Consider the following 23,947-nt stretch of genomic DNA (forward strand, 5'->3'; position numbering starts at 1 on the left):
CGTGCGTGTTGTTGAAAAGGGCACATTTGCCAGAGGCGCTGGCGCGTCTGCTGCGGCAAAAGGGCCATTCGCAGCGCTGAGGCTTTTACGTTGGGCCAGGAGCCTCACGCATGGATGCGTGAGGCAGTTCGGGGCCGGCCAGGACGGCCGATCCCCGAATGGTCCGTTGGCACAACGTGAAAGCCGAAGGTACCGCGCTAGCGGCGCGAGGACGGCCCGTGACGCAGCAGATGTGTCAGTGCCCGCACCAGATTTAAAGCAACATGCTCTCTAACTGACAAGCATTACGCCATTCATGGCGACCTTTCGTAAATCTGCATCTACTCTGGCACGCGGATGTCTACCTGACTTCCTGCTCTCGTAAACACCGGAATTTCACTCAGTGGCGCGGCGACGCTGATGCGTTGGCCGCCTTGATAGCACTCACCATTGCGGGTAATCCATTGTTCACCAGCAGGTAACCACACTTCACGTTCACGCTGCCCGGCGTGCAGTACCGGCGCGACCAGAAGGTCGCGGCCCAGCAGATACTGATCTTCCACTTGCCAGCTCTCTGGCTGCTGCGGGTAGTGATAGAACAGCGGGCGCATCACCGGATCACCGAGCTCATGGGCTTCGCGCATCAGGCCATCAATATAGGGGCGAATCTGCTCACGTTGCAGCAGGCAGCTTTTCATCAGCGCGTAATTCTCCTCACCGTAACTCCATACCTCATTGGGTGAGCCGCTGTTACACTGCGCAATACCATCGCGCCAGGCTTCTTCAGGTGCAATTTGTGGCTCGCGGTAACCATGCAAACGCATCACCGGACAGAATACCGCCCATTGGAACCAACGGATCAACAGTTCATGAAACGCCGGATCATGAATATTCCCGCCCTGAAAACCGCCGATGTCGGTGGTCCACCATGGAATACCTGCCATCGCCATATTCAGCCCGGCAGTGAACTGATTACGTAAGGCATGGAACGAGGAGTGAACGTCGCCCGACCAGGCAAGCACGCCGTAACGCTGGCTGCCCGCCCAAGCGCAGCGCACCAGATTGACGATCTCGCTCTCGCCCTGTTGTTGCAGACCTTCATAAAATCCGCGGGCAAACAGCTGCGGATAGATATTGCCCACTTCCTGTACCGGACCGAGATGATAGCGGTAATTATCAAAATCGTAGGCGCGGTATTCTGGCTCTGCTTCGTCGAGCCAGAAAGTGCGGATGCCGTGGTCATAATAGTTGCGCTTAACTTCCTGCCAGACGAACTCGCGTGCGGCGGGATGCGTGGCGTCAAAAAAAGTGGTGTTGCCCATAAAATCAAGGTTCACCGATACGCCGCGCTCGCTGTTAACCAGCAAGCCTTTGGATTTCATCAGACGATAGTTATCACTGCGGCTATCCACCGTGGGCCACACAGACACCATGGTTTCGATGCCCATCTCTTTCAGCTCCTGCACCATGGCACGCGGATCTGGCCAGTCGCGCGCATCGAAACACCAGGTTCCCTGATTTGGCCAGTGGAAAAAGTCGATGACGATCACCGAGAGCGGCAGCTGCAGGCGGCGATATTCGCGCGCGACCTCCAGCACTTCCTGCTGAGTGCGATAGCGCAGTTTGCATTGCCAGAAACCGGTCGCGAAGCTGGGCATCATCGGTGCTGTGCCAGTGGCGCGGCCATACTGACGCACGATCTCAGCGGGTGTGTCGCCTGCGGTGATCCAGTAATCCATCTGATCGGTTACTTCGGCTTGCCAGCGCGTGCCGTTTTTACCAAAGGTCACCTCGCCGATGGCCGGGTTATGCCACAGCAAGCCGTAGCCGAGATTGGATACCATAAACGGCACGCTGGCCTGCGAATTGCGCTGTGCCAGCTCAAGCGTGCAGCCTTTCAGATCGAGACAATCCTGCTGATACTGGCCCATGCCATAGATTTTCTCTTCGGCACGCGCTTCAAAGCGCACGCTCAGCTGATATTTCCCTCCCGGAATCGGTCGAAAGGCGCGCGCATCCAGCTTCAGGGCGCTGATGTATTTGTCCTGACTCTTTTCGCTGGCACCGATGCCCACGGTGCTGCGCTGACGCCAGAACTCCTCGAGCAGCAATTCGCCGTGCTGATTATAGAAAGCCAGCTGGCCGCGAATATTCAGTGTGGCGGTGATATTGCCGTTACGCAGGCTGAGAGATTCATGCTCGCGCTGGATCTCCACCTCGCAAGCCGCAGGCGATAACAACGCCCAGTCATGGTCGATCAGTTCGGGCTGACAGGTGGCTCGTACTCGCAGGCTATGCGCGCCCCAGGGTTCGATAACCAGCGTCTGACGGTCAAATGTCCAGATAATACGCTGGGATTCGGCGCGTAATTCACTCATGACAACTCCTGTGGTTGTAAAAGGGGGGAAGCAGTGGCAGCCGGTTGGGCTGACACTTTGTGCTGATTGATGGTGCGCATGGTGGCATCGTTAAGTTTGTAGCCGCGCATCGCCAGCGCGCTTAACAGCGACAGCAGGCCGGGAACCACCGAAAACAGCGCCACGATGGCCATCATGGCGGCGGGTTGCTGATGCGGTGCCTGAGCGACGTAACCGCTCAGGCCAAGCGTCCAGCCGACAATCGCACCGCTGATGGCCATGCCCATTTTCAATACGGCGAGCAGAGTCGAGAAGACGGTGCCATCGAGGCGTTTTCCCTGACGATATTCACCGTAATCCACCACGTCGGCCATCATCACCCACATCAGCGTGGTGGTGACCTGATAGAAGCTGGAGACGATGAATGTCATGCCAACCAACAGCGCCAGCGAGCCGGGCAGGAACACGATGCTGATGCTTAGCACGCCAGCAGTAATGGCGCTGAGCGTAAAGGCGGTGATTTTGTTCAGGCGGCGCGTCAGCAGTTTCGCCAGCACGCTACCGACGCTTTTGCCGACAATATGCGCGGCCAGCAGCCACATGAAGAGGCTGGCATCACCCAGAAAATAGGTGACGTAGTACATCATCGCGCCGAGCCGCACCACGCCGAATGAGATATTGCAGAACACCAGCAACGCGACCACGCGCCACTGATCGTTACGCAGCAAATCGCGCAGATCGGCAAGAAAGTTGCCGTGGTTAGCGGGAGCATTGATGCGTTCGCGTGTATTGAGAAAACAGATAAAAAACAGCAGGGTTGCCAGCGTCGCCATTATCGACATTGCTGCGAAGTAACCGTCCAGTTTGTTACCGCCGCCCAGCAAGGTGGCGAGCGGGATCATCAGGAAAGTGGACATCGCGCCGCCCAGCGTGGCGAGGAAGAAGCGCCATGATTGCAGGGAGATGCGCTGATTATCATCGGCGGTGATAATCGCCCCCATCGAGCAGTAAGGAATATTGATGGCGGTGTACATCAGCATCATCAGGCTGTAGGTCACGGCGGCGTAAATCATCTTGCCAGTCAGCGACAGGCTTTCCGGCACCGCATAAATCAACATACAGCTGACGCCGAACGGTACCGCGAGCATCAATAGCCAGGGACGGAATTTGCCCCAGCGTGAACGGGTTCGGTCAGCCACCATCCCCATCGCCGGGTCGATCACCGCATCGGCGACGCGCGCCAGTAAAAACAGCGTGCCAACAAAGATTGCGGGCAAACCCACCACATCGGTGTAGTAAAAGGTGAGAAAAATAATGACGTTATCGATGGCGATATGGCTGGCCATATCACCGAGGCCGTAACTAAACTTTTCTTTAATGGATAAGCTTGCTTGCATAAAGATTCCCGCCTGTCTTTAAATCGCTTAAGTGCAATTGACGGTTAGTTATAGGTAGCGATGCTGATGGGAACAATTGCGGGATTTGTTACAGGTTTTATGTTTTTTAATTAATGTGATACGGGTAACAAGAATCACAGTAAAAATGCAACATGGCGGGAATAAGTGCTACGTATCGCGATAAATCAACAGGTTGAAAATTGAGCCATCCTGAAGGTGAGCATAAAAAAAGCACCGACGCGTTAATCATTCGGTGCTTTTTGTTTCGCCTGGCAGGCGAGAGATTTACTTCAGCGCAGCCAGCGCGGCATCGTAGTTTGGCTCTTCGGTGATTTCATTCACCAGCTCGCTGTAAATCACTTTATCGTTTTCATCCAGCACCACCACGGCACGCGCGGTCAGGCCTTTCAGCGGGCCATCAGCAATCGCCACGCCATAGTTTTCTTTGAACTCGGCGCCACGCAGGGAAGAGAGCGTGATCACATTGCTGACGTTCTCTGCGCCACAGAAGCGTGACTGGGCGAAAGGCAGGTCGGAGGAGATGCAGAGCACAACCGTGTTGTTCGCTTCACCTGAACGCTCGTTAAACTTACGCACCGATGCCGCACACACGCCAGTATCAATGCTTGGGAAAATGTTCAGAACTTTGCGTTTGCCTGCATAATTAGCCAGGGATACGTCAGTAAGATCTTTTGCGACCAGGTTGAAAGGTTTAGCTTGCTCGCCAACTTGTGGGAACTGGCCTGCAACCGGCACCGGATTGCCCTGAAAGTGAACAGTCTGAGACATGCGATTTCCTTTTTTAACGATGAAATATCTGACTTTTGGAACGTCAGAACAGGTATAGCGCTTGTTTATGACATAATTTTTAAGGGTTTACGAGCGCATTTCCTGGCGATAATCGAGCCGGCTCGCATTAAAGCGACGGATTTAAGGAGAAATAATGAGAACAGTGAAGAGTTATCCGGAAGCCTGGCCGTTACATTCGCCGTTTGTTATTTCGCGCGGCAGCCGCACCGAGGCGCATGTTGTGGTAGTGGAAATCGAGCAAGATGGCGTTAAAGGTGTTGGCGAAGCGACGCCTTACGCGCGCTACGGTGAAAGTGAGGAGTCGGTGCTCAAGCAGATCGCCTCGCAGCTAAGCGCGTTGCAAAGCGGCATGACGCGAGAAGCGCTGCAACAGGCGTTACCGGCGGGCGCGGCACGCAACGCGATTGACTGCGCAATGTGGGATCTGGCACGACAGCAGCAGGGCGAAAGTCTGGTGCAATTGTGCGCGGTGCAACTGGCTGAAGAGATTGTCACCGCACATACCATCAGCATCGATACGCCAGATGCGATGGCCAGCAGCGCGCAGGCGCTGTGGCAACATGGCGCGCGTTTATTGAAGATTAAAATGGACGATCACCTGATCAGCGAACGTTTGGTGGCGATACGCAGCGCGGTACCGGACGCGACTTTGATTGTCGATGCCAACGAATCCTGGCATGCCGAAGGCCTGGCGGCACGCTGTCAGCTGCTGGCCGACCTCAATGTCGCGATGCTGGAACAGCCGCTACCGGCCGCAGAAGACAGCGCGCTGGGCAACTTTATCCATCCGCTGCCAATCTGCGCCGATGAAAGCTGCCATACGCGTGAAAGCCTGCCGCAGCTGAAAGGGCGCTATGAGATGGTGAATATCAAGCTGGATAAAACCGGCGGATTAACGGAAGCGCTGGCGCTGGCAGAGGCGGCGCAGCAGCAGGGATTCGCGATTATGCTCGGCTGCATGCTCTGCACCTCGCGGGCGATTCGTGCGGCATTACCGCTTACGGCGCGCGCGACCTTCGCGGATCTCGACGGTCCAACCTGGCTTGCGGCCGATGTTGAACCGTCGCTGCATTTTTCTCACGGCGTACTCAAGCCGCTGGCTGCCAGCGCAGCAGATTGATCATCGCTTCCAGATAGACTTCGGTGGCTTCGTCCACCGAAATCGGCGGCATCTCGGCGGTAATGCATAACAGGCCGAGGTCGTCGCACCAGCTGCCAAACGAACCCGGCGTAGCATAACCCACGCTGCTCACCACCGGCAGCGCGGTCTGCTGCGCCAGCCACTGCGCTAATTCGCTGTGGTGCGGATCATCAATACAGGCCAGCGGTTCATGCCACGAAACCACCCAACGCGGTTTGATCTGATGAATCAGCTGGCACAGCGCGCGGGTTTCTGGTTCGGAAGAGGGCGCTGATCCGGTTGAAAGCACCACATCACGCTCATCCGCTTCGCTGTTCCAGCGATACACCGTGTCGCCATGCTGCCAGTTAGCGGCGGGGAAATTACGGTTGAGATCGACGCCATTGGCGTTGGCGCGCAGCCCCAACTGACAACCATCGGGATTGACCGCCAGAACAACGTGATGACGCCGCAGCGCGTCCGGCAAGGTGCGCATCGCGCCCGATAAGGTGGCAATCGCGGCATTCTCGTCGCCGTGCGTGCCAGCAATAATCAGCCCGCTTTCGGCATCGGCGGCGGGTGCCGGAAACCACAGCAGCGGTGCACCCAGCACCGATTGCCCGTATTGTTGCCAGACAGCGTCCAGCTTGCCGCGCAGCGGACGTGGATGGTATGACGACATGACGTTCCTCTATGAAATGCTTCCAACACCGCCAAAAGCCTTCTGGCGCTTAAGGTAAAAATGTGACCGGGAATCCAGCCTCAACATAACGGTAAATAGCCTGCGGGGAAATAGCTATATATCAATCAGCAATTTGCGATAAAGTGCCAAAAGTTGCTGGCGACACAATCTCTTCGCGGTCGCCATTTTTTTCGCGTAAAGGAGTGGTGATGAAACTAACGTTCCGCAAAACGCTGACTGCCTTAATTGTAGCCAGTGCTGTCTCACCCGCATTCGCCGCCAACGTGCCGTCGGGCGCACAGCTGGCCAGCACCCAGGAAATTGTTCGCCATATTAAAGATGAACCCGCTTCACTCGATCCGATGAAGGCGGTTGGCTTGCCAGAAATTCAGGTGATGCGCGATCTGTTTGAAGGGCTGACCAATCAGGACGCCCACGGAAAAATCGTGCCGGGCGTGGCGCTAAGCTGGAGCAGCAACGACAACAAAACCTGGATGTTTACCCTGCGCAAAGATGCGCGCTGGTCAAATGGTGAGCCGGTTACCGCGCAGGATTTTGTCTACAGCTGGCAACGTTTAGTTGAGCCGAAGAACAGTTCGCCGTTTGCCTGGTTCGCCGCCTTGAGCGGCATTGAAAACGCCGAAGCAATCACCAAAGGACAGATGAGCGCCGATAAGCTGGGCGTGACGGCAACCGATGCGACTCACCTTAAGGTGACATTGTCACGTCCTGTACCGTGGTTCCCGAGCATGGTCGCCAACGCCGCGATGTATCCAGTATCGAAGCAAGTGATTGAAAAAGAGGGCGACAGCTGGACATCACCGGGCAAGCTGGTGGGCAATGGCGCTTATCAGCTGCAGGATCGCGTGGTGAACGAAAAAATTGTATTGGTGCGCAACGCTAACTATTGGGATGACCAAAAATCGGTGCTGACGAAAGTCACGTTTATTCCGATTAATGAAGAATCCAGTGCTACCAAACGCTATCGTGCCAACGATATCGATATCACCGAATCCTTCCCGAAAAACATGTACGCGCTGCTGAAAAAAGAGTTGCCTGGTCAGGTGTATACGCCGGATCAGCTTGGCACCTATTACTACGCGTTCAATACCGAGAAAGGGCCAACCGCTGATGTACGCGTGCGCGAGGCGCTGTCGTGGAGCATCGATCGTCGCATCATTGCGGAGAAAGTATTGGGCACCGGCGAGAAACCGGCCTGGCACTTCACGCCGGACGTTACCGCCGGTTTCACCCCGATGAAGAGCTATCTGCAGCAACATAGCCAGCAGGAGCTGAACGCGCAGGCCAAAGCATTGCTGACAGCGGCAGGTTATGGACCGGGCAAACCGCTGCATTTGACGCTGCTCTACAACACCTCGGAAAGCCATCAGAAAATTGCTATCGCGGTGGCTTCAATGTGGAAGAAGAATCTTGGCGTGGATGTCACCTTGCAAAATCAGGAGTGGAAAACCTATATCGACAGCCGTAATAGCGGCAGTTTCGATGTGATCCGCGCGTCATGGATCGGCGATTATAATGAGCCTTCAACCTTCCTCAGTCTGCTGACCTCGACCCACACCGGCAATATCGCGCGCTTCCGCAGTGCGGATTACGATGCGGTGATCACCAAAGCCAGCACTGAAACCAGCGTGGCGGCGCGTAACACCGATTACAACAAAGCCGAGCAGATCATCGCCGATCAGGCGCCGATCGCGCCGATCTACCAATACACCAACGGCCGCTTAATCAAGCCGTGGGTGAAAGGTTATCCGATCACCAATCCTGAAGACGTGGCGTACAGCCGCGAGCTGTGGATTGAGAAGCATTAACCCCGCACATCCGCAGGCGGTGATTGTCACCGCCTGTCATCTTTGCTCACAGCCTGATGATTGCAACTGGTCTGCGCCACGCTAGACTGTATCGTATTGATTTTGATAGTGAGGCGAGTTCGTGAACGTCATTGAAGGAAAAGCGTTACAAGTATCCGATGCCATTGTGTCCTGTCAGTTGGATGGCGCAGGCGGCATGATTCCCATCGAAGATAAAGACGTCATCAACTGCGAACGTCCCTGCTGGTTGCACCTCAATTACACCCAACGGCAAAGTGCGGAATGGCTGCAAAACACGCCGCTGATCCCCGATTCGGTGCGTGATGCGCTGGCGGGCGACAGCATGCGGCCGCGCGTGACGCGGCTCGGTGACGGCTTCATGATTGTGCTGCGCAGCGTGAACCATAACGCCGATTCACGTCCCGATCAGCTGGTGGCGATGCGCGTATTTATCAACGATAAGCTGATTGTCTCGACGCGCCGGCGCAAAGTGTACGCCATTGATGCCGTGCTGACCGATCTACAACAAGGTAACGGTCCTGTTGACGGCGGCAGCTGGCTGGTGGATGTGTGCGATGCGTTAACCGATCACGCCAGCGAATTTATCGAAGAGATGCACGATAAAATTATCGAGCTGGAAGATGCGCTGATGAATCAGGAAGTACCAGCGCGCGGCGATTTGGCGCTGCTGCGTAAGCAGCTGATTGTGATGCGTCGTTATATGGCACCACAGCGCGATGTCTATGCGCGGCTGGCTATCGAGAAGATGGCGTGGATGAACGACGACGATCGTCGCCGTATGCAAGAAGTTGCCGATCGCTTAGGTCGCGGATTGGACGATCTCAATGCCGGCGTGGCGCGTACTTCGATTCTGGCGGATGAAGTGGCGTCAATACTTGCGGAATCGATGAACCGCCGCACTTATACCATGTCGTTGATGGCGATGATTTTTTTACCGGCCACGTTCCTTACCGGCTTATTCGGCGTCAACCTCGGCGGCATTCCGGGCGGCAATTGGGTGCTGGGCTTTACCGCTTTCTGCGTGCTGCTATTGGTGATGGTTGGCGGCGTGGCAATATGGCTGAAACGGCGGAAATGGTTGTAAGGCAGAAAAGCGGATTAAACCTGATCGATATCAATATCCCGCCAGCGCAATCGGGGCAAACTCTTCCCCGCAGGTGAATGCAACGTCAAGCGATGGGCGTTGCGCTCCATATTGTCTTACTTCCTTTTTTGAATTACTGCATAGCACATTTGATTCGTACGACGCCGGCTTATCCGCCGGCTTTTTTTTGTCCGCCTGGCTTGCTCGGCCAACCTTTCCTATGCTTAAAGGACATTCAGCGACAAGGAGAAGGGCATGCAAGAGATCATTGCCAGCGAACCGATTCCTACCGATCCACCACCGATTCCCGAACCGATTCCACAACCGCAGCCGATACCACCCGCACAGCCACCGCACGATCCCGAATTCCCACCGATCCAGGATCCTCCGCCGCACCGTTAATAAAAAAGGCGCGTAGCCGAAGCGACGCGCCTTTTTCACAGCAAAACCGATTACTTAATTTCCAGCACATCAAGACGTACGCTGAGATTCGGCGCATCATCCTCTTCTGGCTGCCAGCCCGCGGGCTGCACCGGCAAGCTTTCGCGATCAAACGCCAAATCACCGCCATCCACCACGGCATCACCGTGTTTGATGCCTTTGAAATCGAACAAATTAATGTCGGCCATGTGTGATGGCACCACATTCTGCATCGCGGTAAACATGGTTTCGATACGGCCCGGATAACGTTTATCCCAGTCACGCAGCATATCGGCAACCACCTGACGTTGCAGATTCGGCTGCGAACCGCATAGGTTGCACGGAATGATCGGGAACTGGCGCGCTTCCGCAAAACGAATGATGTCTTTCTCGCGGCAGTATGCCAGCGGACGAATCACGATATGTTTACCGTCATCGCTCATCAGTTTTGGTGGCATGCCTTTCATCTTGCCGCCGTAGAACATGTTGAGGAACATGGTCTGCAGAATATCGTCGCGATGATGACCTAAGGCGATTTTGCTACAACCCAACTCGGTGGCGGTGCGATACAGAATCCCCCGGCGCAAACGCGAACAGAGCGAGCAGGTAGTTTTGCCTTCAGGAATCTTATCTTTAACGATGGAATAAGTGTCTTCGTTAACGATGTGATACTCAACGCCCTGTTGTTCCAGATAGGCCGGCAAAATATGCTCCGGGAAACCGGGCTGTTTCTGGTCGAGATTCACCGCCACCAGCGAGAAGTTCACCGGCGCGCTCTGCTGCAAATTACGCAGGATCTCCAGCATGGTGTAGCTGTCTTTACCACCAGACAGACAAACCATGATGCGATCGCCTTCTTCAATCATGTTGAAGTCAGCAATGGCTTCGCCAACGTTGCGACGCAAACGCTTCTGCAGTTTGTTGAGGTTGTACTGCTCTTTTTTTGTTACTTCTTGATTTTCTGACATTATTTTCACGCTTGAGAGTGAAGGCGAGGGCCGTTAGCGGCTGAAGCAATCTTCAACGGTAATAAACCCTATAAACATGACTGCGTATGGTACGGATTGCGGGCGCGAATGCTAGCCTGAAGTGATCTCTTTTCTGATGATAACTCATTGCGCTTGAGACAAAGGCGCACACTTTGTCAGAACAATCTGGCTATTTATTGATCTGGGCAAATATTTACCTCATCTGGGCCTGACAGGATGGCCGAAGTGCTTTTTTTACTTTCTTTAGGTGAGGAGCGGCAAATGCAAACGTACGATATGGTTTTTGAAGAGGCATGTCGGCTGGTGGGGCAATGTTATCTGGAGCTGGCACAGCGTGGCGCAGCAACCGAAAAAGAGGTGTTAGCCAGCGAGTTGCGCAATCTACAGTTGCGCTATCGTGAACTCACCGGTTCACCGAATCGGGCCGTAGAGATGGCCATCGTTCAGCTCAAGCCGTGTTAATCCATCAACATTAACCCAGCAAAGAAACGCCCGGCAATCGCGCCGGGCTTTTTCATCTACTCGCTTTTCTCGGTTTTCCCGGCTAACTCGGCCAGCCGCTGATAACGCTGACTGGCGGCTTCCGTTGCATCACGCCACAGCTGCGACGCTTCTTCTGGCCGCTGAGTTTGCAATTGGCGGAAACGCTGCTCGTTCATTAATGCTTGTTCGAGTTCCGAGGTCGGCGGACGCGAATCCAGCGCCAGCGCGGCTTTACCTTGCTCGGCGCGTCGAGGATCAAAACGATAAAGCGGCCAGAAACCGCTGGTGGTCAGCAGGCGCATCTGTTCGTGGCTATAAGCCAGATCGTAGCCATGCTCTTCACACGGGCTGTAAGCGATGATCAGCGAGGGTCCCGGCCAGGCTTCCGCTTCCTGAATCGCTTTCACGGTTTGATTGAGCTGCGCGCCCAGCGAAATCTGCGCCACATACACATGCCCATACAGCAGCGTCGACATGCCGAGATCCTTACGCGCCTTGCGTTTCCCCTGTTCGCCAAACTTGGTCACCGCGCCGAGCGGCGTCGCTTTTGATGCCTGGCCACCGGTATTGGAGTAACACTGCGTATCCAGCACCAGCACGTTGACGTTTTCGCTCAGGCTCATCACGTGATCGAGGCCGCCGTAGCCAATGTCGTACGCCCAACCATCGCCACCAATCAGCCAGACCGATTTCGCCACCAGCGCATCCGCTGCTTCGTTTAACGCTTTGGCTTCAGGCTGCGGTGAAGCCGCTAGTAGGGCGCGCAGCTGTGTAATCTGCTCGCGTCGTTGCGAGATGGTGACGTTGTCACCTTTTAATGCGTCAACCAATGCCGCCGGTAGCTGCGCAGCGCATTGATCCAGTAATCTCAGCGCGCGCTGTTTCTGCTGGTCGACGCTCAAGCGGAAGCCCAGACCAAATTCGGCATTATCTTCAAACAGCGAATTTGCCCACGCCGGACCGCGACCTTCAGCATTGGTGGTGTAAGGCGTGGAAGGCAGATTACCGCCATAAATGGAGGAGCAGCCGGTGGCATTGGCAATCAGCAGGCGATCGCCATACAGCTGCGTCAGCAGTTTGATATAGGGCGTTTCCCCGCAGCCCGAGCAGGCACCGGAATATTCAAACAGCGGCGTAATCAGCTGCGAGGTGCGGATATCAATACGTTCCAGCTGCTCGGCGGTGATCTCCGGCAGCGCGAGGAAGGCAGCGTAATTGACCTTTTCCGTCTCAACAAGCTCCAGGCGTGATTTCATGTTGATGGCTTTGATTTCTGGATGCTGGCGGTCGCTGGCCGGACAGACTTCCACACACAGATTGCAGCCGGTGCAATCTTCAGGCGCCACCTGCAGCACGTATTTCTGTCCGCGCATATCGCGCGATTTAACATCCAGTGAAGCGAGCGAAGCTGGCGCATCTTCCAGTGCTGCAGGATCAACCACTTTGGCGCGAATCGCCGAGTGCGGGCAGGCGGCGACGCAATGGTTGCACTGCGTACAGAGTTCGGGCTGCCAGATCGGCACGGCTTCGGCGATATTGCGCTTTTCCCATTGCGTGGTGCCAACTGGCCAGGTTCCATCAGGCGGCAGCGCCGAAACCGGCAGTTTATCGCCAAGGCCGGCCAGCATCGCTGCGGTGACGGTTTTGACGAAATCCGGCGCGCTATCGGATACCACCGGCGGGCGATGCGGACTGCGATCGTCTACCGGTTGCAGCGGCACCGTCTGTAGCGCTTGTTGTGCCATCGCCAGCGCTTGCCAGTTTCGCTGCACAAGCTCTTCGCCTTTGCTGCTGTAGCTGCGCGCAATGGCGTTTTGCAGTTCAGTTAACGCGCTATCGCCCGGCAAAATCTGGGTCAGCTGGAAAAAGGCCATCTGCATCACGGTGTTGATGCGTGCGCCCAGCTGGCATTCGCGCGCGATACGCGCAGCGTTGATCACATAAAATCGCGCCTGTTTATCGTTGAGCTGGCTCTGCACTTCCTGCGGCAGGCGCGGCCACACTTCCTCAGCGCTGTAGGGCGTATTGAGTAGAAAAATCCCGCCCGGTTTAAGCTGATCGAGCATCGAATACTTATCGATAAACTGCAGCTGATGGCAGCCAATGAAATCGGCTTGCTGAATCAAATAGGCGGATTGAATCGGATATTCACTGACGCGCAGATGGGAAATCGTCAGGCCGCCGGCTTTCTTCGAGTCGTAGACGAAATAGCCCTGCACCTGCCACGGCGTGGCGTTACCGATTATCTTCAGGTTATTTTTACTGGCGCTGACGCTGCCGTCGCTGCCCAAACCATAAAACAGCGCTTCAAGCCGTGCGCGATTCGGCACGATGTTGGCTTCCAGCGGCAGCGAAAGATGGGTGACGTCGTCGTAAATGCCGACGGTAAAACGCGCTGGCGGTGTTTCGCGCAGCAAGGCACGAAACACTGCCAGCACCGCATCGGGTGCGAACTCTTTCGATGACAAACCATAGCGACCGCCGATCACCTTCGGCAGCGACGCCCGCTCGCCACGGCTGTAAGCTTCAGCCAGCGCGGTCATCACATCCAGGAATAGCGGTTCGCCGAGCGCGCCGGGCTCCTTGGTGCGATCGAGCACCGCAATCCGCTGGGCGGAAGCGGGGATCTTTTGCAGCAAATGCGCCGCCGAAAACGGGCGATAGAGGCGCACTTTCACCAGCCCGACTTTCTCGCCGCGCTGCAGCATCTCATCAATCGCCTCTTCAGCCGTGCCGCAGCCGGAGCCCATCATCACCATTACGCGCTCGGCCTGCGGATGGCCATAAAACTCAAACGGCTGATAATGGCGGCCGGTATTTTCGCCAAACGCGGTCATTGCAGCCTCAACGTGCTGGGTGCAATCGTCATACCAGCGGTTGGTGGCTTCGCGTGACTGAAAATAGGTATCAGGATTGGCGGATGTGCCACGAATCGTTGGGCGATCCGGCGTTAATGCACGAGCGCGATGGGCGTTAATTGCCTCGGCGGGCATCAGCGCCTGCAAGGTTTCATCGCTGATCGGCACGATCTTGTTGATCTCGTGCGAGGTGCGGAAGCCATCGAAGAAGTGGATAAACGGGATGCGGCTATTCAGTGAGGCGATTTGTGCAATCAGGGCAAAATCCTGCGCTTCCTGCACGCTGGAGGCGCAGAGCTGCGCGCAGCCGGTTTGTCGTACTGCCATAACATCGGAGTGATCGCCAAATATCGACAGCGCGTGCGTCGCCACGGTCCGCGCCGCGACGTGCAGCACAAACGGCGTCAGCTGGCCCGCCAGTTTGTAGAGCGTCGGGATCATCAACAGCAATCCCTGCGAAGAGGTAAACGTGGTTGAGAGTGCGCCAGTTTGCAGCGCGCCGTGCACCGTGGCAATCGCGCCGCCTTCAGATTGCATCTCGACCACGCGCGGCACATCGCCCCAGATATTACGGCGGCCTTCGCCGGACCAGCTATCCGCCAGCTCGGCCATGGTTGAGCTGGGCGTGATGGGATAAATGGCAATCACTTCGCTGGTGCGGAAGGCGACTGAAGCCACTGCACCGTTACCGTCGACGGTAATCATAAATCGTCCTTTGCTACGCTGAGAAACCCGCAAACTTTACGGGGGTTATCAGTTCAGTTTAGCAAAGGGCTTGGACGCGACTTTTTCATCTGTGTGCTAGCGAGATGGCAGCGCACCGCAATCTAACATTGATGATTTTTACATCATCTCTAGCGATTGAACGCCTTTGATTTCCATCACTTTGTCATAGATATTATGCATTGGTGTACGTCGTGACAACGTCACCTCAACGCTCAGTTCGCACAGACCAACCTCTTCATCACGGTTCACTACGGCGATGTGACCGTAGCGCACATTTTCGCGTTGCAGCACCAGCAGCACCAGCGGCACGCTTTTCGGTTTGAGGTGCACCAGCAGCGTATGGTGACGGCCAATCAGCCAGTGACTGATGCGACGGAACGTCTCCAGCACCACCAGCGCCAGCACGGTGCCGTAGATACCGATTTCATACATGCCGCTACCGATCACCAGACCAATCGCCGCCGTCACCCATAAACCGGCGGCGGTGGTGAGACCTTTCACCACTTGCTTTTGAATGATGATGGTACCGGCGCCGAGGAAGCCCATGCCGCTCACCACCTGCGCCGCAATACGGCTGGGATCGAGCGCTACATGGTCGCTGACTAACATATCGGCAAAGCCATATTTCGATACCAGCATAAACATCGCGCTACCGATACCGACCAGGATATGGGTGCGCAAACCGGCCTCTTTGGCGCGCAGCTGCCGCTCTAGCCCAATCAGTCCGCCGAGAATTCCAGCCAGCGCGATGCGGATAAGCATATCCGTCAACATCGTTCTCTCCTTAGTTATTGAAAAACAAACCCTCTGCCGGGCGAAAAGGGCGGAAACGTCTCAAACAGGATAATTCTGCTTGCAAACAATGAAATTAAATTTTGTAAAAAGCTGTGTCGCCTATCGATCCCTCAGCGCACCTGACATATGCTGGTGCGACTTTTTCGCTCAATCCCCGGAGCCCCATCGATGAAAGCCGCTCTCTTCCTGCTGGCTGGCGCCACCTTGTTACTTTCTGCCTGCAGCAGTAACAGTGACAACGAACCGCCGCAACAAGCTACTGCCGCCCACGTACAACCGCGCGTTGTGATGTCATCAATGGCTGAAGTGAATTGCAGTAATGCCGGGGGATCGCTGGCGTTTTCGCGTCAGTTAGACGGTTCACGCATCGGTATGTGCCAGTTGGCGAATGGTCGTCGCTGTGACGAACAGGCGCTGATGGGTGGAAGCTGCGCCCGCTAAGGCAGGCGCAGAAGGGTTAGGCGGTGACCTGATTCGGGCTGATTTCGCCGCGTTCCAGCTGTTGCAAGTTGCTGAGCGTGGTTTCTGAAATTGCCGTCAAGGCTTCGGCGGTCAGGAAAGCCTGATGGCCGGTGAACAGCACGTTGTGACAGGCCGACAGACGACGGAACACATCATCCTGAATCACGTCATTCGATTTGTCTTCAAAGAACAGATCGCGCTCGTTTTCATACACATCCATTCCCAGCGAACCAATCTTCTGCTGCTTAAGCGCATCAATTGCCGCTTGTGAATCAATCAAACCGCCACGGCTGGTGTTGATGATCATCACGCCATCTTTCATTTGGCTGAACGCCTGCGCGTTGAGCAGATGGTGGTTTTCCGGCGTAAGCGGACAGTGCAGCGTAATCACATCGGCTTCAGCGAACAGCGTTTTGAGATCGACATATTCCGCGCCCAGCTCCAGCGCCGCCTGGCTTGGATAGGGATCGAACGCTAACAGGCGCATGCCAAATCCCTTGAGAATACGCATCGCCGCGATACCAATCTTGCCGGTTCCGACCACGCCCGCGGTTTTGTTATGCATGTTGAAACCGGTTAAGCCATCCAGCGAGAAGTTTGCGTCGCGCGTGCGTTGATAGGCGCGGTGAATGCGACGATTCAGCGTCATCATCAGGCCAACCGCATGTTCCGCTACCGCTTCTGGCGAATATGCCGGGACGCGCACCACGTTTAAGCCGAGCGCTTTCGCCGCCGCCAGATCGACGTTATTGAAACCGGCACAGCGCAGCGCAACGTGCTTCACGCCCAGCGCCGCCAACTCTTCAAGCACCTCTTTGCTGGCATCATCGTTGACGAAAATACACACCGCATCACAGCCCGCGGCGTTCTTTGCCGTCGCCGGTGTCAGCAGGAAGTCAAAAAACTGCAGCTCAAATCCGTAGCTGTCGTTGACGTGTTCAAGGTATTTTTGGTCGTAATGCTTGGTGCTGTAAACCGCAACTTTCATTGTTTCGCTCCTGAAAAATGCAACGTCGGTATCACAACAGGATAACGTTTTCCGCGTCATTTTGCTGTGCTTCAGCCAGACTATGTCGCTAACACCTTCATTTGCCGGACGTAACATGCCATCATTTGGCTCCTCGTCAGGATTGTGTAAAGAACAGGAACGTTAACTGCCATGACGCGTGGCCTTCGCCGAACACTTGCTGCGCTGCTGGCGCTGATACTGCTGCTATTGGGATTGCTGCTGACGCTCACGCAATGGTTGCCGCGTCTGGCCGGTATCTGGCTGCCTGAAAACACCCGAGTGGAACTCAACGGCACGCCGCGCTGGCAGCAAGGCGCGCTGCATTTCCCGGCGGTGCGCTATTTGGCGGGCGATTGTGTACTGGCAAACGTCAGCGATGCGGCGCTCGGCTGGCAGCAAAAGCGCTGGCAACTTAGCGCGGGAGAAGTCCAACTCAATAGCGACTGCCTGCAATCGCTGCCGCACAGCGAAGCGAGCGGTGCGCCGCGCAGCCTGGCTGACTGGCAGAAAATGTTGCCTGGCGCCGATGTCCACCTGCAAAAAATCACCATTCTGCCGTGGCAACAATATGCCGGCCGTTTCGATCTCACCTTAAATAACGATGTGCAGCGGCTGCATTATCAGGGCGACAACCTGAGTGTGGATGCGCGTTTGCAAGGCCAGCTGCTGCAGATTGCCCAGCTGCAGCTCAGTCATCCTTTACTGCCCAAACCGCTCAACCTGCATGGCGATGTCACCTTGCCAACCTTTGCCGATGGCTTGCCGGTAGCGGGCGAACTCAGCGCTGACCTCAATATTGTGCAGTGGCCGCAGCCGCTGGCGCTGGCGCTCAACTGGCAGCAACAGCAAGGCACCCTGACGGTGACACAGCAGGATGACGATCAGCCGCTGCTGCAGCTGCCGTGGCAGGTCGATGAGCGGCAGATTCGTATTACGCAAGGTCAATGGCGTTGGCCGCAGGCCGATCAGCCGCTATCAGGTGGCATGGCGCTAACGCTGGAAAACTGGCAGCAAGGACTGGAAAACACGCTGGTCAGCGGGCGATTTAATTTGCTGACGCAAGGGCGCGGCGGCAAAGGCAATCTGGTATTAAGCGTTGGCCCGGGCAAACTGAGCATGGTCGATAGCGCCTTGCCGTTCCAGTTGACCGGCGAGAGCAAATTCGCCGATCTGCAGCTGTTTGGTAGCATGCCGGGCTTACTGCACGGCGTGCTGACCGATCCGCAATTGACCCTGAAACAAGGCGCGCTGCTGCGTTTGCGCGGTCGCTTGCTCTCAACGCTGGAAGTGGATGAAGCGCGCTGGCCGCTGGCGGGCGTGACGGTGGCGTCGAGCGGAATTAATGGTCGCCTGCAGGCAATACTTAAGGCACACGATCCCAGCTTTGGTCGTTTCAGATTGCATCTCGATGGCCGCGCCAGCGATTTCTGGCCCGACAGCGGCGTGTGGAACTGGCGTTATTGGGGGGACGGCCTGATCGAGCCGCTCACCGCCAAATGGGACGTGAAGGGCACCGGCAGCTGGCAGGACACTTTGATCAGCCTCGACACGCTGAATACCGGTTTCGATCAGCTGGCGTACGGCATGGTGCAAGTGGCTAAACCGCGCCTGACGCTCAATGCGCCGGTGCGCTGGCAGCGCGATCCCTCGCATCCGGCGTTTAACGGTGGCTTCACGCTCAAATCCGGTCAAACCCAGTTCAGCTACGGCGGCTGGCTGCCGCCATCAGAACTTAATTTTGAAGCCAAAGGCAGCGATCCCAGCCAGTTTATCTGGCGCGGTCAGCTGACGGCGGAGGATATTGGCCCGGTACGCGTGCATGGCCGCTGGGACGGCGAACGTCTGCGCGGCGAAGCCTGGTGGCCGGCGCAATCTTTGACGGTGTTCCAGCCGCTGCTCAGCAGCGATTTAAAAATGCGTATCCAATCGGGTGAACTGCGCGCGCAGGTGGCATTCTCGGCGGCCAGCGAGCAGGGCTTTGAAGCGGGCGGTCACTGGACGGTGAAAAACGGCAGCCTGTGGATGCCGGACAGTGAAATCAACGGCATCGATTTCTCGCTGCCGTTCCGGCTGAAGGATCATCAATGGCAGCTTGGACGGCGCGGCCCGGTTTCACTGCGTATCGCCGAAGTAAAAAATCAGTTCTCGCTGCAAAACATCACCGCCGATTTGCAAGGTCACTATCCATGGCAGGAGCGCCAGCCGTTAACGCTCAGCAACGTCAATCTCGATCTGTTAGGCGGACACGTCAGCATGCCCGAACTGCGCATGCCACAGCATCAAGCGGCGCGCGTCTCGCTGAAGGAGATCAATCTCAGCAAGCTGGTCAGCGCGATCAAACCCAAGCAGTTTGCCATGTCTGGCAAGGTCAATGGCGAATTGCCGCTGTGGGTGAATAATCCGCAATGGCTGGTTGAAAAGGGCTGGATCGCCAACAGCGGTCCGCTCACCTTCCGGCTGGATAAAGATATGGCGGACGCGATTGTCAGCAATAACTTTGCGGCCGGAGCGGCGCTGGATTGGCTGCGCTACATGGAAATCTCGCGTTCATGGGCCACTATCGATCTGGATAACTTCGGCAATCTAATCATGCAATCGGAAGTGAAAGGCGTTAGCCAGTTCAGTAACCGCCGACAGACCGTTAATCTGAACTACCGGCATCAGGAAAATTTGTTCCAGCTGTGGCGCAGCCTGCGCTTTGGCGATAATTTGCAATCCTGGGTGGAGCAAAATGCCACCTTACCCTCGAAGAAGGATCCCCAACCATGAGCCTCAGGGCATTACTGGTGCTGGCAGCCTGGCTGCCGCTGATTGGCTGCGTGCCGCGCATTGAAGTTGCGGCGCCGAAAGAGCCCATCACCATCAATATGAACGTCAAAATTGAGCATGAGATTCACATCAAGGTGGATAAAGATGTGGAAGCGCTGCTGAAGAATCAGAGCGGACTGTTTTGAGGAGAAGCATGATGAAACGCAAGGGGATCGCGCTGCTTGCGGCGCTGCTGCTGATGCCGTCTGCCTGGGCGCTCACGCTGGATGAGGCGCGTCAACAGGGGCGCGTGGGCGAAACGCTCAGCGGCTATGTGGCGGCGCGTCAGCAGGACGAAGAAACGCTGGCGCTGGTCAAGCGCATCAACGATGGCCGCCTGCAGCAATATCAGCGCGTGGCGCAGCAAAATAACCTGACTGCCAGCGAAGTGGCGCGCATCGCCGGCGAAAAGCTGGTGAACCGCGCAGGTAGCGGCGAGTATGTGCGCGGCATCAATGGGCAGTGGCTGCGTAAGTAAGGTTTATCCGCAGATAATCTTTTTGGGAGCTTAAAATGCCAATGCCTCAAACGACAACGGATGCACAGAAGCGCGCCTTAATCGCCGGTTCAGTGGGCAATTTCATTGAATGGTACGAGTTTGCGGTTTATGGCTTTCTCGCGACGGTGATCGCGCAGAACTTCTTTCGCCTGCAAGGCGAAGCCGAGCTGACCGGCATTATTTTGACCTACGCTTCCTTCGCCATCGCCTTTTTCTTCCGTCCGTTGGGCGCAATATTTTTTGGCCGCATGGGCGATCGTATTGGGCGCAAGCCGACGCTGATTTTTGTCTTGATCATGATGACGCTGGTAACGACCGCGATCGGCATTATTCCCACCTATGCCAGCATTGGCGTGGCGGCGCCGCTGATCATTACCGGTCTGCGTATTCTGCAGGGCTTGTTTGCTGGGGGGGAATACGGCGGTGCGGTGTCACTGATGACAGAGTTTGCCCCCAAAGGGCAGCGAGGACGTTACGGTGCCTGGCAATCATTCACCGTGGCGTTGGGCCTGCTGGCGGGCGCTGGCATTGTCGCGTTGCTGTCGGCGGTGTTGAGTGTGGATCAGATGCACAGTTGGGGCTGGCGCATTCCCTTCTTCCTCGCCTTGCCGATGGGGATGGTGGCGCTGTGGCTGCGCTATAGCATGGAAGAAACGCCCAGCTTCGTGCGTCAGCAGCAAACGCAAAAAGCGCATCAGCCAATGGCGGTCAGCGCCAGTTTTGGCGCGACGCTCAGGATTATCTTGCTGGCAATCAGCCGCGTGATGGTGTGGTCAGCGGCGGGCTATACCTATCTGGTGATCATGCCAACCTATCTGCAATCTTCGCTGCACACCGGCTTTAACCAGGCGCTATTGATTGCGGTGATCTCCAATCTTGGCTTTGCCGCCACCATCATTCCAGCGGGCATGCTTAGCGATAAAATCGGACGCCGCAGCGTGATGGTTATCGCGGCATGTTTGTTGCTGGTGCTGGCATTACCGTTATTGAAAGTGTTGCAGGCCGATTCCTCAACGCTGTTGATCAAGGCGCTGGTGGTGTTTGTGGCGGGTGGAATTGTGGGATTGCTGGCAGGACCGGGCCCGGCAATGTTAGCTGAAATGTTCCCCACGCGCGTCCGCTATACCGGGCTGGGGCTGGCCTATTCACTCTCTAACGCAGTTTTCTCGGGGTGTGCCGGACTGATTATCACCTCCCTGATTAAGCAAACGGGGAATCTGGATATCCCCGCCTGGTACATCATGGTCACGGCTGCAATCAGTATTCCGGCGCTGATGACGCTAAACAAAAAAGACCATCTGCGTTCGCTGGATGAAGCAGATGGTTGAAGACGCTAGCGTGTTGCCAGTTGCTTAACCGCTTCATGCACCGGCACTTCACCGCCGGTTAACTCAATGATCACCCGGCTGACCGCCGGTTGATCAATGATTTCAGCCAGCGTTGCCGCCACGTCATCGCGAGGAATATCGCCATACGGGATGGCCAAACCAGCACGCACCCGGCCTTGGCCTTGCTCATCCGTTAGCGTGCCGGGGCGTAAAATCACCCAATCCAGATCGCTTTGCGCCAGCTCGACATCGGCTGCTTTCTTCACGCGCATGTAATTTTCGAAGCTGGCGGAGAGGTTTTTGTTTCTGCCGGCTTCAGGGAAAGCCGACACCAGCAGAAAGCGTGAGATGCCGGCCTGCTGCGCGGCAGCAACTGCGGTAGTTAATCCTTTGCCATCAATGGCGTTCGTCATCTCTTCACCGCCTTTGCCACCGGCACCGGCGGTGAAGACCACCACATCGCTGCCCTTCATCAGCGCGGCCAGCGATGTTGCGTCCAGCGCGGTTAAATCGCCGTTAACCGGCTCCGCACCCCGTTCACGCAAAGGCTGCTCCTGTTCTGCTTTGCGAAACAGCGGGCGCGCAACGTGCCCGTTTGCGGCCAGCAGTGATGCCAGACGACGGCCAATGTTGCCTGCGCCGCCAATGATAAATACCTTGGACATGAGTACCTCTTAAATTGCGTGGATAACAGCGAGTCAGTATAGCCAACGTCAATCTGCGGGGAAAAAGCAGCGCAGCTTTTGCCTTTCGCGTCCGTGCTGATCCATATTCTCCACCGCCAGCCATTGGCTTAAGGCCTGCTGAATCGGCGGCCATTCGCCATCAATGATTGATAACCAATCGGTATCGCGATTGCGCTGTTTGCGCGTCATTGCCTGACGAAAGCGGCCTTCAAAGGTAAAGCCGATGCGTTCAGCGGCGCGTCGGGAAGCCAGATTTAGGGAGTCACAACGCCACGCCACGCGGCGATAACCGAGCGCGAAGGCCTGCTGCAACAGCAGATATAACGCTTCAGAGCCCAATACGTTGCGCTGCATCAGCGGCGACCAGGTCACATGGCCAATCTCAATCGCGCCGTTCTGCACGTCGATATTGGCGAAACAGACCGCGCCAACCGCTTGCTGATTAGCCTGATCGATCACCGCATAACTGACCAATCCACGGTCACCTATTTTGTTAGCAATCCAATCGTTCATCTCGGCTAACGATTGCGGCTGCGATGCGCCAAGCCAGGTCCAGTCGCGATCGTCGGGTGCCAGCAAAAAGGCGGCAAACAGAGCGGGCGCGTGATTGAGTTGAAGCGGTGTGAGATGGCAAAAGCGGCCAGTGAGAATAGCAGCGGGCGGGAAGATTGCGGGTTGCCAGTCGGGTAGCGCAAAACCGATAGGCTGACCATATTGATTGTGTTGTGTCACTTCATCTCCTTTCGCTGTGCTGAAAATAACAGCAAAAAAAATGCCCGCCAGTTAAGCCTGACGGGCATTGATCATGCGAAAAAAATGATTACGCAGCAACAATTTGTTTGATGGCGTCTTTTGCATCGTTAGCCGCTTTGGTCGCCACTTCTGGACCATAAGCGATGCCTTCCGCGAACACGAACTCCACGTTAGTGATACCGATGAAGCCGAGGAACAGCTTCACGTATGGGGTCAGCAGATCGCTGGCCGTATCTTTATGGATGCCGCCACGGCTGGAGAGGATCACCGCACGTTTGCCGGTCACCAGACCTTCCGGGCCTGCTTCGGTGTAACGGAAGGTCACGCCAGCGCGGGCAATCAGATCGAAGTAATTTTTCAACTGAGTTGGAATGTTGAAGTTGTACATGGGTGCGGCAATAACCACGGTGTCATGGGCTTGCAGTTCAGCAATCAGCTCATCGGAGAGAGACAGCGCTTCCTGCTGACGTGGTGACAGTGGGGCATCGGATGGGCGCAGCGCGCCAACCAGCTCACCATCCAGCACCGGAATCGGCTGCGCGGCTAAATCACGTACGGTAACCGAGTCATCTTTAGCGCGTGCTTCGTCAGCGTAGAAGTCAGCCAGTTGATTTGACTGAGAGTAACCAGCGAGGATGCTTGATTTCAGAACTAAAACTTTGCTCATGGTATTTTCCTGTGCGTTACGCGGTTGGCTTACCGCTCAATGCTTTACACTGTACGGAGTTAGCCCGCGAGGTAAAAGCGCAATATTTCGAGATCAATGTTCGAAATAATTGAATAACCTCGCACGTCCCGTTCAGGCAGGTGTTCCAAATTGTGTTATGATGCCGACCATTAATTGCTTGAATC

The 23,947-nt window shown here is 55.9% G+C and carries 21 protein-coding genes; 10 read left to right on the forward strand and 11 right to left on the reverse strand.

The annotated features are described in order from the left end of the window. Window positions 1-320: 320 nt before the first annotated feature. The 3 genes from PZBJ_RS22115 to tpx all read right to left on the reverse strand — a co-directional run bounded on the left by PZBJ_RS22115 (window position 321) and on the right by tpx (window position 4,522). The gene (locus PZBJ_RS22115; RefSeq protein ID WP_101764296.1) at window positions 321-2,357 is read right to left on the reverse strand and encodes a glycoside hydrolase family 31 protein; all 2,037 of its coding nucleotides are present in this window, start codon (window positions 2,355-2,357) and stop codon (window positions 321-323) included. Next, complete coding sequence (locus PZBJ_RS22120) at window positions 2,354-3,733, reverse strand: glycoside-pentoside-hexuronide (GPH):cation symporter (RefSeq protein ID WP_101764297.1); 1,380 nt, start codon at window positions 3,731-3,733, stop codon at window positions 2,354-2,356. The genes PZBJ_RS22115 and PZBJ_RS22120 overlap by 4 nt, the downstream gene beginning before the upstream one ends. A gap of 285 nt (window positions 3,734-4,018) precedes the next feature. Next, a complete protein-coding gene (gene tpx / locus PZBJ_RS22125; protein WP_101764298.1) occupies window positions 4,019-4,522 on the reverse strand; it encodes a thiol peroxidase in 504 nt (167 codons plus the stop codon). 154 nt (window positions 4,523-4,676) lie between these two features. On the opposite strand from tpx, the gene ycjG reads away from it, so the two are divergent. Next, a complete protein-coding gene (ycjG, locus tag PZBJ_RS22130; RefSeq protein WP_101764299.1) occupies window positions 4,677-5,663 on the forward strand; it encodes an L-Ala-D/L-Glu epimerase in 987 nt (328 codons plus the stop codon). Here the strand turns inward: ycjG and mpaA are convergent. After that, complete coding sequence (gene mpaA / locus PZBJ_RS22135; RefSeq protein WP_101764300.1) at window positions 5,632-6,345, reverse strand: murein tripeptide amidase MpaA; 714 nt, start codon at window positions 6,343-6,345, stop codon at window positions 5,632-5,634. The genes ycjG and mpaA overlap by 32 nt on opposite strands. A gap of 209 nt (window positions 6,346-6,554) precedes the next feature. Here mpaA and PZBJ_RS22140 point away from each other — a divergent pair, with 209 nt between their 5' ends. The 3 genes from PZBJ_RS22140 to PZBJ_RS24260 all read left to right on the forward strand — a co-directional run bounded on the left by PZBJ_RS22140 (window position 6,555) and on the right by PZBJ_RS24260 (window position 9,681). Further along, window positions 6,555-8,174, forward strand: coding sequence for a peptide ABC transporter substrate-binding protein (locus PZBJ_RS22140; RefSeq protein WP_101764301.1), 1,620 nt, complete (start codon window positions 6,555-6,557; stop codon window positions 8,172-8,174). 121 nt (window positions 8,175-8,295) lie between these two features. Continuing rightward, window positions 8,296-9,279 carry a zinc transporter ZntB gene (gene zntB, locus PZBJ_RS22145; RefSeq protein ID WP_101764302.1) on the forward strand — a complete coding sequence of 328 codons (984 nt, stop codon included), beginning with the start codon at window positions 8,296-8,298 and terminating at the stop codon, window positions 9,277-9,279. A 255-nt stretch (window positions 9,280-9,534) separates the two neighbouring features. Then, window positions 9,535-9,681, forward strand: coding sequence for a hypothetical protein (locus tag PZBJ_RS24260; RefSeq protein WP_167391210.1), 147 nt, complete (start codon window positions 9,535-9,537; stop codon window positions 9,679-9,681). A 50-nt stretch (window positions 9,682-9,731) separates the two neighbouring features. On the opposite strand, the gene ttcA is transcribed toward PZBJ_RS24260, so the two are convergent. Next, window positions 9,732-10,667, reverse strand: a complete 936-nt coding sequence (ttcA, locus tag PZBJ_RS22150; protein ID WP_101764303.1) for a tRNA 2-thiocytidine(32) synthetase TtcA — start codon at window positions 10,665-10,667, stop codon at window positions 9,732-9,734. 282 nt (window positions 10,668-10,949) lie between these two features. On the opposite strand from ttcA, the gene PZBJ_RS22155 reads away from it, so the two are divergent. Continuing rightward, on the forward strand, window positions 10,950-11,150 hold the full coding sequence (locus PZBJ_RS22155) for a DUF2767 family protein (protein WP_008106442.1): 201 nt from the start codon (window positions 10,950-10,952) through the stop codon (window positions 11,148-11,150). Between the two features lie 56 nt (window positions 11,151-11,206). Here the strand turns inward: PZBJ_RS22155 and nifJ are convergent, their stop codons facing one another. Both nifJ and PZBJ_RS22165 read right to left on the reverse strand, forming a co-directional pair. Then, entirely contained in the window at window positions 11,207-14,734 is a 3,528-nt protein-coding gene (gene nifJ / locus PZBJ_RS22160) for a pyruvate:ferredoxin (flavodoxin) oxidoreductase (RefSeq protein WP_101764304.1), read from the reverse strand. Window positions 14,735-14,872: 138 nt separating this feature from the next. Continuing rightward, window positions 14,873-15,529 (reverse strand): MgtC/SapB family protein, encoded by a 657-nt coding sequence (locus PZBJ_RS22165; RefSeq protein ID WP_061718808.1) that lies wholly within the window; start codon window positions 15,527-15,529, stop codon window positions 14,873-14,875. 189 nt (window positions 15,530-15,718) lie between these two features. On the opposite strand from PZBJ_RS22165, the gene PZBJ_RS22170 reads away from it, so the two are divergent. Continuing rightward, on the forward strand, window positions 15,719-15,991 hold the full coding sequence (locus PZBJ_RS22170) for a putative hemolysin (protein ID WP_061718809.1): 273 nt from the start codon (window positions 15,719-15,721) through the stop codon (window positions 15,989-15,991). 16 nt (window positions 15,992-16,007) lie between these two features. Here the strand turns inward: PZBJ_RS22170 and PZBJ_RS22175 are convergent, their stop codons facing one another. Beyond that, window positions 16,008-17,000, reverse strand: coding sequence for a 2-hydroxyacid dehydrogenase (locus PZBJ_RS22175; RefSeq protein ID WP_101764305.1), 993 nt, complete (start codon window positions 16,998-17,000; stop codon window positions 16,008-16,010). 171 nt (window positions 17,001-17,171) lie between these two features. On the opposite strand from PZBJ_RS22175, the gene PZBJ_RS22180 reads away from it, so the two are divergent. Genes PZBJ_RS22180 through PZBJ_RS22195 form a run of 4 tightly spaced genes read left to right on the forward strand, consistent with a single transcriptional unit; the run spans window position 17,172 to window position 21,656 of the window. Continuing rightward, a complete protein-coding gene (locus tag PZBJ_RS22180; protein WP_101764306.1) occupies window positions 17,172-19,790 on the forward strand; it encodes a YdbH family protein in 2,619 nt (872 codons plus the stop codon). Further along, window positions 19,787-19,975 (forward strand): YnbE family lipoprotein, encoded by a 189-nt coding sequence (locus tag PZBJ_RS22185; RefSeq protein WP_008106429.1) that lies wholly within the window; start codon window positions 19,787-19,789, stop codon window positions 19,973-19,975. Before PZBJ_RS22180 ends, PZBJ_RS22185 begins: the two co-directional genes overlap by 4 nt. Window positions 19,976-19,986: 11 nt before the next feature. Next, window positions 19,987-20,307, forward strand: coding sequence for a YdbL family probable chaperone protein (locus tag PZBJ_RS22190; RefSeq protein WP_101764307.1), 321 nt, complete (start codon window positions 19,987-19,989; stop codon window positions 20,305-20,307). 35 nt (window positions 20,308-20,342) lie between these two features. After that, entirely contained in the window at window positions 20,343-21,656 is a 1,314-nt protein-coding gene (locus PZBJ_RS22195; protein ID WP_101764308.1) for an MFS transporter, read from the forward strand. A 5-nt stretch (window positions 21,657-21,661) separates the two neighbouring features. On the opposite strand, the gene PZBJ_RS22200 is transcribed toward PZBJ_RS22195, so the two are convergent. The 3 genes from PZBJ_RS22200 to PZBJ_RS22210 all read right to left on the reverse strand — a co-directional run bounded on the left by PZBJ_RS22200 (window position 21,662) and on the right by PZBJ_RS22210 (window position 23,762). After that, entirely contained in the window at window positions 21,662-22,321 is a 660-nt protein-coding gene (locus PZBJ_RS22200; RefSeq protein WP_101764309.1) for an NAD(P)H-binding protein, read from the reverse strand. Window positions 22,322-22,369: 48 nt separating this feature from the next. Further along, complete coding sequence (locus PZBJ_RS22205) at window positions 22,370-23,074, reverse strand: GNAT family N-acetyltransferase (protein ID WP_101764310.1); 705 nt, start codon at window positions 23,072-23,074, stop codon at window positions 22,370-22,372. Between the two features lie 88 nt (window positions 23,075-23,162). Continuing rightward, entirely contained in the window at window positions 23,163-23,762 is a 600-nt protein-coding gene (locus PZBJ_RS22210) for an FMN-dependent NADH-azoreductase (protein WP_101764311.1), read from the reverse strand. Window positions 23,763-23,947 lie beyond the last annotated feature (185 nt).

It is taken from the genome of Pantoea endophytica, from assembly GCF_002858935.1.
GTDB lineage: Bacteria > Pseudomonadota > Gammaproteobacteria > Enterobacterales > Enterobacteriaceae > Pantoea > Pantoea leporis.

Bases quoted from the DNA above. Each gene is read 5' to 3' on its own strand.
- PZBJ_RS22115 (WP_101764296.1), bottom strand. From the start codon at position 2,357: ATGAGTGAATTACGCGCCGAATCCCAGCGTATTATCTGGACATTTGAC.
- PZBJ_RS22120 (WP_101764297.1), bottom strand. From the start codon at position 3,733: ATGCAAGCAAGCTTATCCATTAAAGAAAAGTTTAGTTACGGCCTCGGT.
- tpx (WP_101764298.1), bottom strand. From the start codon at position 4,522: ATGTCTCAGACTGTTCACTTTCAGGGCAATCCGGTGCCGGTTGCAGGC.
- ycjG (WP_101764299.1), top strand. From the start codon at position 4,677: ATGAGAACAGTGAAGAGTTATCCGGAAGCCTGGCCGTTACATTCGCCG.
- mpaA (WP_101764300.1), bottom strand. From the start codon at position 6,345: ATGTCGTCATACCATCCACGTCCGCTGCGCGGCAAGCTGGACGCTGTC.
- PZBJ_RS22140 (WP_101764301.1), top strand. From the start codon at position 6,555: ATGAAACTAACGTTCCGCAAAACGCTGACTGCCTTAATTGTAGCCAGT.
- PZBJ_RS24260 (WP_167391210.1), top strand. From the start codon at position 9,535: ATGCAAGAGATCATTGCCAGCGAACCGATTCCTACCGATCCACCACCG.
- ttcA (WP_101764303.1), bottom strand. From the start codon at position 10,667: ATGTCAGAAAATCAAGAAGTAACAAAAAAAGAGCAGTACAACCTCAAC.
- PZBJ_RS22155 (WP_008106442.1), top strand. From the start codon at position 10,950: ATGCAAACGTACGATATGGTTTTTGAAGAGGCATGTCGGCTGGTGGGG.
- nifJ (WP_101764304.1), bottom strand. From the start codon at position 14,734: ATGATTACCGTCGACGGTAACGGTGCAGTGGCTTCAGTCGCCTTCCGC.
- PZBJ_RS22165 (WP_061718808.1), bottom strand. From the start codon at position 15,529: ATGTTGACGGATATGCTTATCCGCATCGCGCTGGCTGGAATTCTCGGC.
- PZBJ_RS22170 (WP_061718809.1), top strand. From the start codon at position 15,719: ATGAAAGCCGCTCTCTTCCTGCTGGCTGGCGCCACCTTGTTACTTTCT.
- PZBJ_RS22175 (WP_101764305.1), bottom strand. From the start codon at position 17,000: ATGAAAGTTGCGGTTTACAGCACCAAGCATTACGACCAAAAATACCTT.
- PZBJ_RS22180 (WP_101764306.1), top strand. From the start codon at position 17,172: ATGACGCGTGGCCTTCGCCGAACACTTGCTGCGCTGCTGGCGCTGATA.
- PZBJ_RS22185 (WP_008106429.1), top strand. From the start codon at position 19,787: ATGAGCCTCAGGGCATTACTGGTGCTGGCAGCCTGGCTGCCGCTGATT.
- PZBJ_RS22190 (WP_101764307.1), top strand. From the start codon at position 19,987: ATGAAACGCAAGGGGATCGCGCTGCTTGCGGCGCTGCTGCTGATGCCG.
- PZBJ_RS22195 (WP_101764308.1), top strand. From the start codon at position 20,343: ATGCCAATGCCTCAAACGACAACGGATGCACAGAAGCGCGCCTTAATC.
- PZBJ_RS22200 (WP_101764309.1), bottom strand. From the start codon at position 22,321: ATGTCCAAGGTATTTATCATTGGCGGCGCAGGCAACATTGGCCGTCGT.
- PZBJ_RS22210 (WP_101764311.1), bottom strand. From the start codon at position 23,762: ATGAGCAAAGTTTTAGTTCTGAAATCAAGCATCCTCGCTGGTTACTCT.